6 protein-coding genes and 1 pseudogene are annotated in these 8366 nt (G+C 66.2%); 4 read left to right on the top strand and 3 right to left on the bottom strand.

Going from position 1 to position 8366, the window contains the following annotated elements; translation table 11 throughout:
• Nucleotides 1-171: 171 nt before the first annotated feature.
• A complete protein-coding gene (gene clpB, locus ACQR1E_RS33975) occupies nucleotides 172-2811 on the bottom strand; it encodes an ATP-dependent chaperone ClpB (protein ID WP_315826652.1) in 2640 nt (879 codons plus the stop codon).
• A gap of 223 nt (nucleotides 2812-3034) precedes the next feature.
• Here clpB and ACQR1E_RS33970 point away from each other — a divergent pair, with 223 nt between their 5' ends.
• Nucleotides 3035-3820, top strand: a complete 786-nt coding sequence (locus ACQR1E_RS33970; protein WP_316176002.1) for an MOSC domain-containing protein — start codon at nucleotides 3035-3037, stop codon at nucleotides 3818-3820.
• A 204-nt stretch (nucleotides 3821-4024) separates the two neighbouring features.
• Here the strand turns inward: ACQR1E_RS33970 and ACQR1E_RS33965 are convergent, their stop codons facing one another.
• Nucleotides 4025-4681: a TIGR02594 family protein gene (locus ACQR1E_RS33965; protein WP_315718092.1), complete on the bottom strand. Its 657-nt coding sequence runs from the start codon at nucleotides 4679-4681 to the stop codon at nucleotides 4025-4027.
• Between the two features lie 256 nt (nucleotides 4682-4937).
• On the opposite strand from ACQR1E_RS33965, the gene ACQR1E_RS33960 reads away from it, so the two are divergent.
• The gene (locus ACQR1E_RS33960; RefSeq protein ID WP_316176003.1) at nucleotides 4938-5801 is read left to right on the top strand and encodes an alpha/beta fold hydrolase; all 864 of its coding nucleotides are present in this window, start codon (nucleotides 4938-4940) and stop codon (nucleotides 5799-5801) included.
• 301 nt (nucleotides 5802-6102) lie between these two features.
• Here ACQR1E_RS33960 and ACQR1E_RS33955 read toward each other — a convergent pair whose 3' ends face one another.
• Nucleotides 6103-6522: a secondary thiamine-phosphate synthase enzyme YjbQ gene (locus tag ACQR1E_RS33955; protein WP_315826648.1), complete on the bottom strand. Its 420-nt coding sequence runs from the start codon at nucleotides 6520-6522 to the stop codon at nucleotides 6103-6105.
• A 371-nt stretch (nucleotides 6523-6893) separates the two neighbouring features.
• On the opposite strand from ACQR1E_RS33955, the gene ACQR1E_RS33950 reads away from it, so the two are divergent.
• Nucleotides 6894-7625 (top strand): AfsR/SARP family transcriptional regulator, encoded by a 732-nt coding sequence (locus ACQR1E_RS33950; protein ID WP_315826647.1) that lies wholly within the window; start codon nucleotides 6894-6896, stop codon nucleotides 7623-7625.
• 190 nt (nucleotides 7626-7815) lie between these two features.
• Nucleotides 7816-8366, top strand: a pseudogene (locus ACQR1E_RS33945) (hypothetical protein); the annotation flags it as partial.

The raw sequence follows: 8366 nt of genomic DNA, 5'->3' as shown, positions 1-8366 counted from the left end.
CGGCTGCGCTTCATGCTCTGGTCCTCGTTGGGCCAGAACGAACTTCAAACTGGATTAAGCCCCAGGGGCAAGGTCAAGACCCCTCGCCCCCCAAAGGCGCGTTCAACTGAAAACGGCCCGCGCTGATCTCTCAGCGCGGGCCGCTTCCGTTTCAGTTCGGCGAAACGCCGCTCAGTTCAGCTTGCGCTTCGGAATCGGCGCCTCGAAAGTCGCGATCTCGGCAGTGTGCGGCACCTTGCCGTTGAAGGTCAGCACATTGCCTTCGGCCGAGATCGTCATGTGATCGCCGTCCTTCACGTCTCCGGCGAGGATCATCTCGGCGAGCGGATCCTGCACGCTGCGCTGGATCACCCGCTTCAACGGCCGTGCGCCGTAAGCCGGATCCCAGCCCTTGGCGGCAAGCCAGTCGCGCGCGTCGCCATCGAGCGACAGCGTGATCTTGCGCTCCTCCAGGAGCTTCTGGAGACGTCCGAACTGGATCTCGACGATCCGGCCCATCTCGCTCTTCTGCAGGCGGTGGAACAGGATGATCTCGTCGACGCGGTTGAGGAACTCGGGCCGGAAATGGCTCCGCACCGTGCCCATCACCAGCTCGCGCACCTCCGAGGTGTCCTCGCCCTCCGGCTGATTGACCAGGAACTCGGAGCCGAGATTGCTGGTCATGATGATCAGCGTGTTGCGGAAGTCGACGGTGCGGCCCTGGCCATCAGTCAGGCGGCCGTCGTCGAGCACCTGCAAGAGAACGTTGAACACGTCCGGATGCGCCTTCTCGATCTCGTCGAACAAGACGACCTGGTACGGCCGGCGCCGCACGGCCTCGGTCAGCGCCCCGCCCTCGTCATAGCCGACATAGCCGGGAGGCGCGCCGATCAGGCGCGACACCGAGTGCTTCTCCATGTACTCGGACATGTCGAGCCGGACCATCGCGGTTTCGTCGTTGAACAGATACTCGGCGAGCGCTTTCGTCAGCTCGGTCTTGCCGACACCGGTCGGCCCTAGGAACATGAACGAGCCCATCGGCCGGTGCGGGTCCTGCAGGCCGGCGCGCGAGCGCCGCACGGCGGTCGCGACCGCATGCACGGCCTCGAACTGGCCGACGACGCGCTTGCCGAGCGAGTCCTCCATGCGCAGGAGCTTGTCCTTCTCGCCCTCGAGCATCTTGTCGACCGGCACGCCGGTCCAGCGCGAGACCACCTGCGCGATGTGGTTGGCGGTGACCGCCTCCTCCATCATCTCGCCGGCATTCTCCTTGGCCTCGATGTCGGCCAGCTGCTTCTCCAGCTCGGGGATGCGGCCATAGGCCAGCTCGCCCGCCTTCTGATACTCGCCGCGGCGCTGCGCGTTGGCGAGCTCGATGCGCAGGCCGTCCAGCTCGCTCTTGAGCTTCTGCGCGTTCGACAGCTTGTCCTTCTCGGCGCTCCATTTCGACGTCAGCGCCGCCGACTTCTCCTCGAGATCGGCGAGCTCCTTCTCCAGCACCTGCAGCCGCGTCTTGGAGCCGAGATCGCTCTCCTTCTTCAAGGCCTCCTGCTCGATCTTGAGCCGGATGATCTCGCGATCCAGCGAGTCCAGCTCCTCGGGCTTGCTGTCGACCTGCATCTTCAGCCGCGCCGCCGCCTCGTCCATCAGGTCGATGGCCTTGTCGGGCAGGAAGCGGTCGGTGATGTAGCGGTTCGACAGCGTGGCCGACGCCACCAGCGCAGAGTCGGTGATGCGCACGCCGTGATGCTGCTCGTATTTGTCCTTCAGGCCGCGCAGGATCGAGATGGTATCCTCGACCGTCGGCTCGGTGACGTAGACCGGCTGAAACCGCCGCGCCAAGGCCGCGTCCTTCTCGACGTGCTTCTGATACTCATCGAGCGTGGTCGCGCCGATGCAGTGCAGCTCGCCGCGGGCGAGCGCGGGCTTCAGCAGGTTCGACGCATCCATCGCGCCGTCGGCCTTGCCGGCACCGATCAGGGTGTGCATCTCGTCGATGAACAGCACGAAGCTGCCTTCGGCCGACGTGACCTCCTGCAGCACGGCCTTCAGCCGCTCCTCGAACTCGCCGCGATATTTCGCGCCGGCGATCAGCGCGCCCAGATCGAGCGACAAAAGCCGCTTGTCCTTCAGGCTCTCCGGCACGTCGCCATTGACGATGCGCAGCGCGAGGCCCTCGACGATCGCGGTCTTGCCGACGCCGGGCTCGCCGATCAGCACGGGGTTGTTCTTGGTCCGACGCGACAGAACCTGAATGGTGCGGCGGATCTCCTCGTCGCGGCCGATCACCGGATCGAGCTTGCCGTCGCGCGCCGCCTGGGTCAGGTCGCGGGCATATTTCTTCAAGGCGTCATACGCATTCTCGGCGGTCGCCGAGTCGGCCGTGCGGCCCTTGCGCAGGGATTCGATCGCTGCGTTGAGGTTCTGCGCGGTGACGCCGCCCTTGGCGAGGATGCCGCCCGCTTCGCTGTTCTTCTCCAGCGTCAGGCCGAGCAGCAGCCGCTCCACCGTGACGAAGCTGTCGCCGGCCTTCTCGGCCGCCTTTTCCGCCGCGTCGAAGGCGCGCGCCAGCTCGGGCGACAGATAGATCTGCCCGGCGCCACTGCCCGAGACCTTCGGCAGCTTGCCCAGCGCATCCTCGGTCGCTTTCAGGATCGCACGCGAATTGCCGCCGGCGCGGTCGATGAGACCGCCAGCGAGTCCCTCGCCGTCGTCGAGCAGGACCTTCAGCAGATGCAGCGGCGAGAACTGCTGATGGCCGTCGCGCATCGCCAGCGACTGCGCCGATTGGATGAAGCCCCGCGCGCGCTCGGTATATTTTTCGATATTCATGATGTTTCCCTCAGCCTGCTGTGACGCCCCGAAGGCACGGCTTCAGCATCTTCATTGGGTTTCGGATCGCGCACGTTGACGTCCATCAACGCCGCAACCATTGACGTCGCCGGCTTGCGCCCGGCTTGAGTGGAAATGTGGGAAGGCGGTGCGAAAACGGAAGAGGCCGCTTCACAAATTCGTGTGCCCTGGCCGCGGCCAAGGGAATCTCCTATGAGGCGGCATGAGCCAGACCCCTCCCGCGCGCATCGCCGGCCTGTACCGCTATCCCGTCAAGGGCCTTACCCCGGAACCATTGCAGAGGGCGCCTTTGCGGGTCGGCCAGACCTTGCCGGCCGACCGCCGCTACGCGCTCGAGAACGGTCCCAGCGGGTTCGATCCCGCAGCTCCGGTCTGGAAACCGAAGACGGCGTATCTGATGCTGATGCGCAATGAGCGCCTCGCCGGCTTCAAGACCATCTTCGACGACGCGACCAACATCCTCACCATCCGCAAGGACGGCGCAATCGTCGCCCAAGGCGATCTCGAGAGCGCCGACGGCCGCGCCGCCATCGAGCGCTTCTTCGCAGGCGAGTTCGCCGCCGAGCTGCGCGGGCCGCCAAAGCTGCTGTTGGGCGGCGGCTACGCCTTTACGGATCTGGCGCGCAAGGTGGTCTCGATCATCAACCTCGCCTCCATCGCGGAGATCGAGACCTTGGTCGGCGCTCCCGTGCACCCGCTGCGCTTCCGCGCCAACGTCTACGTCACCGGCTGGCCGGCCTGGCACGAGACCTCGCTCATGGGCGAGACGCTGCGCATCGGCTCGGCGCGGCTCAAGGTCGTGAAGACCACCACCCGCTGCGCCGCCGTCAACGTCGACCCGGAAACGGCCGCCCGCGACCTCGACATCCCGCCCGCGCTGATGACCCGGCGCGGCAACAATGAATGCGGCATCTATGCCGAGGTGATCGAAGCCGGCGATATCGCCGTTGGCGACGAACTCGCCGTGGAGCAGCCGCGGCTGGTGTAGTTCGAGCGCTAGCTGCATCGGCGGCGCGCCCCCTCTCCCGCGTGCGGGGGAGGGCCGGGGTGGGGGCGCCCCACCCGAAAATCTTCGTGTGGAGAGACTTCCCCCACCCGCATCGCATCGAAGATGCGATGCGACCTCCCCCGCAAGCGGGGGAGGCGCACACCGAGCGAGCCTCGACGGCTCGATTCATCAGTTCGAGATTGGTTAGTTCGGCATCACGTAGGCGTACACCCGCCCCCGCGACACCGCGCTCTCGCGGACACGGTTGCCGTTGTTGCCGGAGATGACGATCGGGTTGCCCTGGGCATCGACGCCCGACACCACGCCGACGTGGCCGCCGCCGCGGCGGCTCATCACCGCGATCGCGCCGACCTGCGGGCCGGAGACGCGCTGGCCATAGCTCGCGAACGAGCGCGCCATGTCGGAGCCGGTGCCGCGATGGCCGGTGCGCTCCAGCACCATGTTCATGAAACGGGCGCACCACAGGCTGCGCCGGCCGGTCGGATTGCCGCTGCCGATGAAGCTGCGCGCCGCGGAAACGACGCTGCTGCCGCCGCCGAAGCCGCCGGACGACGCCATGCCGTCGGACGCCGTTCCCGGCATCATGACGCTGGCCTGCGCGTCGGCAACGCCGCTCACCTGCACCCGCGCCACGCCGCGCTCCCAGCGCGACAGCCGGGCGACGGAACGCCGGTGGTGATGATGCCCTGCGTAGTGATGGCCGCCGTGGCTGCGGTGGGCATGATGCCCCGAGCCGTGATGCGGACGGGCCGATGCCGGTGTTGCGGTGACGGCGACGACTGCCGAGCACATGGTCAGCGCAACGACGTGAAGCGACCGGCGAAGGGTAGACACAACCATACTCAATCCTTCTGTTACTTCCCCCAGTACCCTGACTTGGCACCCCCTGGTCCTCAGCGCGGCCCCTCTGCAAGCCGCCAGCGGGGTCCGTAAAAAGTCGCGGTGTGACGAAACCATGACCTTCGGCGGCGAAAGACTGGCGACGAGAGGGTGATTCCGGGTCTATCTTGAGGCGAAAACAAGGCTACTGGCCCGGCCATTGTCGCGTGTCGCGCGACTCGTCAACATGCGGCACGTGACACGGGAGGAGCTGACGATGCCCCACGCAACGGCCAAAGACGGCGTTCGCCTCTATTTCGAAGAGGTCGGCGCCGGCACGCCGCTCATCTTCCTGCACGAGTTCGCCGCCGACCACACCAACTGGGAGCCGCAGTTGCGCTATTTCGCGCGCCGCCACCGCTGCATCGCCTACTCCGCGCGAGGCTACACGCCCTCGGAGGTGCCGGCCGCGCCCGACGTCTACAGCTCCGTGCACTTCTACACCGACGCCCTGGCGGTGCTGGACCATCTCGGCATCGACAGCGCCCATTTCGTTGGCCTGTCGATGGGCTCGTACTCCGCGCTGCAGGTCGCGCTGAACGCGCCCGGCCGCATCTGCTCGATGGTGCTGGCCGGCGTCGGCTCGGGCTCCGACCTCACGCAGCTCGACGCCTTCCGCGCCCAGTGCCGCGCCACGGCCGAGCAGTTCGAGACCCTCGGCTCGGCCGAGACCGCCAAGGTCACCCGCGAGGCGCCCGGCCGCATTCCCTTCCTGGTCAAGGACCCGCGCGGCCACGCCGACTTCTATGCCGCCCTGGCCCGTCACGACGCGCGGGGATCGGCCAACACCATGCGCGGCTTCCAGGGTGGCCGGCCCTCGATCTACACCATGACCGACGCCATCCGCCGCGTGACAACCCCTGCCCTGATCATCTGCGGCGACGAGGACGATGCCTGCATCGAGCCGAGCCTGTTCTTGAAGCAGCACCTGCCGGCGGCGGGCCTGACCTTCTTTCCCAAGTCCGGCCATGTCCTGAATCTGGAAGAGCCGGCGCTGTTCAACGAGGCGGTCGAGCGCTTCATCGCGCTGGTCGAGGCCGGGCGATGGGGGCCGCGGGATCCGCGGTCGATGGCGGGATAGGTGCGCAACCGAAGCGTTGCGGCTCTGCTCGACATGCAAGGGCGCAGCGGACCAGGCTGCTTCGCGCCGGCTTTGCCCGTTCCAGCGACGATCACTTCCAACATGCATCGGACTCTGCCAGCCTGCGCGGGCATGACAGCTGAGGCTATTGCCGTCTCCTCCGCGTCATCGCGAGCGCCAGCGAAGCGATCCAGGGCTACGCAGACAAGCTACCGTCGTGGCCCTGGATTGCTTCGTCGCTTGCGCTCCTCGCAATGACGGACTGTTCGAGCAGGCCCTGCCAATGTCGCGACGTACTCGCCTACTCGCCGATGATCTTGATCAGCACCCGCTTGCGGCGTCCGCCGTCGAACTCGCCGTAGAAGATCTGCTCCCACGGGCCGAAATCGAGCTTGCCATTGGTGATCGCGACCACGACCTCGCGCCCCATGATCTGGCGCTTCATGTGGGCGTCGGCATTGTCCTCGCCGGTCCGGTTGTGCCGATAGCCCGCGACCGGCTCGTGCGGCGCCAGCTTCTCCAGCCACTGCTCGTAGTCGAAATGCAGCCCGCTCTCGTCGTCGTTGATGAACACCGACGCGGTGATGTGCATCGCGTTGACCAGCACCAGCCCTTCGCGCACCCCGCTCTCCTTCAGCGCCGCCTCGACATCATCCGTGATGTTGATGAAGGCGCGACGGCCCGGTGTCTGGAACCAAAGTTCCTTGCGGAACGATCTCATCGGAACAATCCAATCTTCCTGACCATGGAGCATGCGGCACGACGGTGTCCGACGTGGAGTGTGGCGTAGCTCACAGCGTGCGGTTCCGGCTGCGCCCAGACTGGACCCGATGGAGTGCATACTGCAAGCCACAACGGCACGGTCTCGCTTCGTCCTACAATCCAAGATTGAACCGAACGTTGCTCGGACAGACTTAACTGCATTGCCGATCTCATTTCGACGATGACAACGAACAGCGTGGCGGCTCGCCGTTCGGCGACGACCGTGCAGACCTGATCGGGCTGCAGCCGCTCAATCTCATCGCACGAGAAGCTCGACTTCTGCAGGCAAGGCGCCGATCGCAGCGAGTCGCCATTCAGAGGAGAGAGACAATGAGTCTGCTGCGTATCAATCTCTTTGGCGGTCTTGAAATCAGACGCGTCTCCGGCGAGCAGGTCGTCATCCCAAGCCGCAAGGCGGCAACGCTCCTGGGCTATCTCGCCCTCACCTCTCCGCACGGCATTTCACGCAGCAAGCTTGCCGCCCTCCTGTGGGAAGGCCGCTTCGGCGACAACGCGCGCGCAAACCTGCGCCAGGCGCTGTTGACGCTGCGCCGGGTGCTGCCGCAATGCACCGAGGTGATCTCGGCGGAACGCGACGACATCCGCATCCATCCGAACGCCGTCACGACCGACGTGCAGGAATTCGAGGTGCTGCTGCAGCTCGGCGATCTGGAAACCATGGCCCGCGCCGCCGCGCTGTTCCGGGGCGAGTTGCTCGACGGCATCAGCTCGACGTCCTGCGCGTTCGAGGCATGGCTCTCCGCCGAGCGTCAACGACTGAAGACGCGGGCGATCCGGGCGATCGCGGGCCTGCTGGACGTCGGCGGCCGGGAACATGTGGAGATCGCCACGACGTTCTCATTGCGTGTGCTGGCCGCAGATCCGCTGCAGGAGGACGTCCACCGCACCTTGATGCGCTGCTACGCGCAGCAGGGCCGCCGTGCCGACGCCCTGCGTCAATATGACTTCTGCCGCACCGTGCTGCGAAAGCAGGTCGGCGCCACGCCGGAGAGCGAAACCGAGAGCCTGCAGCGCGAAATCAGGCGCATGCTACGCGTCTGACGATCCGCGTGACCTTGCTCCATGCGTTCCACACATGATCGACTTTGACGGCACTTTCACGCCCCGCTTGACACTTGCATCACGGCCACGCGCGCAACATCGCCCTCGATCGACGTCGCGCAGCAACTACGCCTGATGAGGTCAAGCGGCGCGCCGCTCGAAGATCAAACAACGAGCGAGGAGGCTCAACATGAGTGGCATGCAGCAGTCGACTGAGGACTATGGTCAATTGAATCCCGAAGGGATCTTCGGCTCCGTTCTCGGCAGGTTCGCCGGACAGGCGATCGGACGCCTGATCGGCGGCAAGACCGGCCGCGACTTTGGCGGCGCCATCGGCGGAATCGCGGGCGGGTTCGCGCCGTTCTCGGTCGGCCCCGGCACCGAGCAACCGTCGGAGATGGAGTTGCAGGGCTTCTGGAGCGTGCTCAAGAAGATCGGACAGGGCGTCCAGACCGGGCTCAACGTCGGGCACAACCTCGGCATCTTCAGCGCCGGCCCCCAGGCCGCAGCCGCCGCGCAGCCGACCGACATGGAGCTGCAGGGCTTCTGGAGCGTGCTCAAGAAGATCGGACAGGGCGTCCAGACCGGCCTCGACGTCGGCCACAACCTCGGCATCTTCAGCGCCGGCCCGCAGGCCGCAACCGCTGCGACGCAGCCGACCGAGATGGAGCTGCAGGGCTTCTGGAGCGTGCTCAAGAAGATCGGTCAGGGCGTCCAGACCGGCCTCAACGTCGGCCACAA

It is taken from the genome of Bradyrhizobium sp. HKCCYLRH1030 (assembly GCF_051168395.1).
In the GTDB taxonomy this organism is placed as follows: domain Bacteria; phylum Pseudomonadota; class Alphaproteobacteria; order Rhizobiales; family Xanthobacteraceae; genus Bradyrhizobium.
The sequence above is the reverse complement of the archived record's forward strand: the minus strand, read 5'-3'. Positions and strand labels throughout refer to the sequence as shown.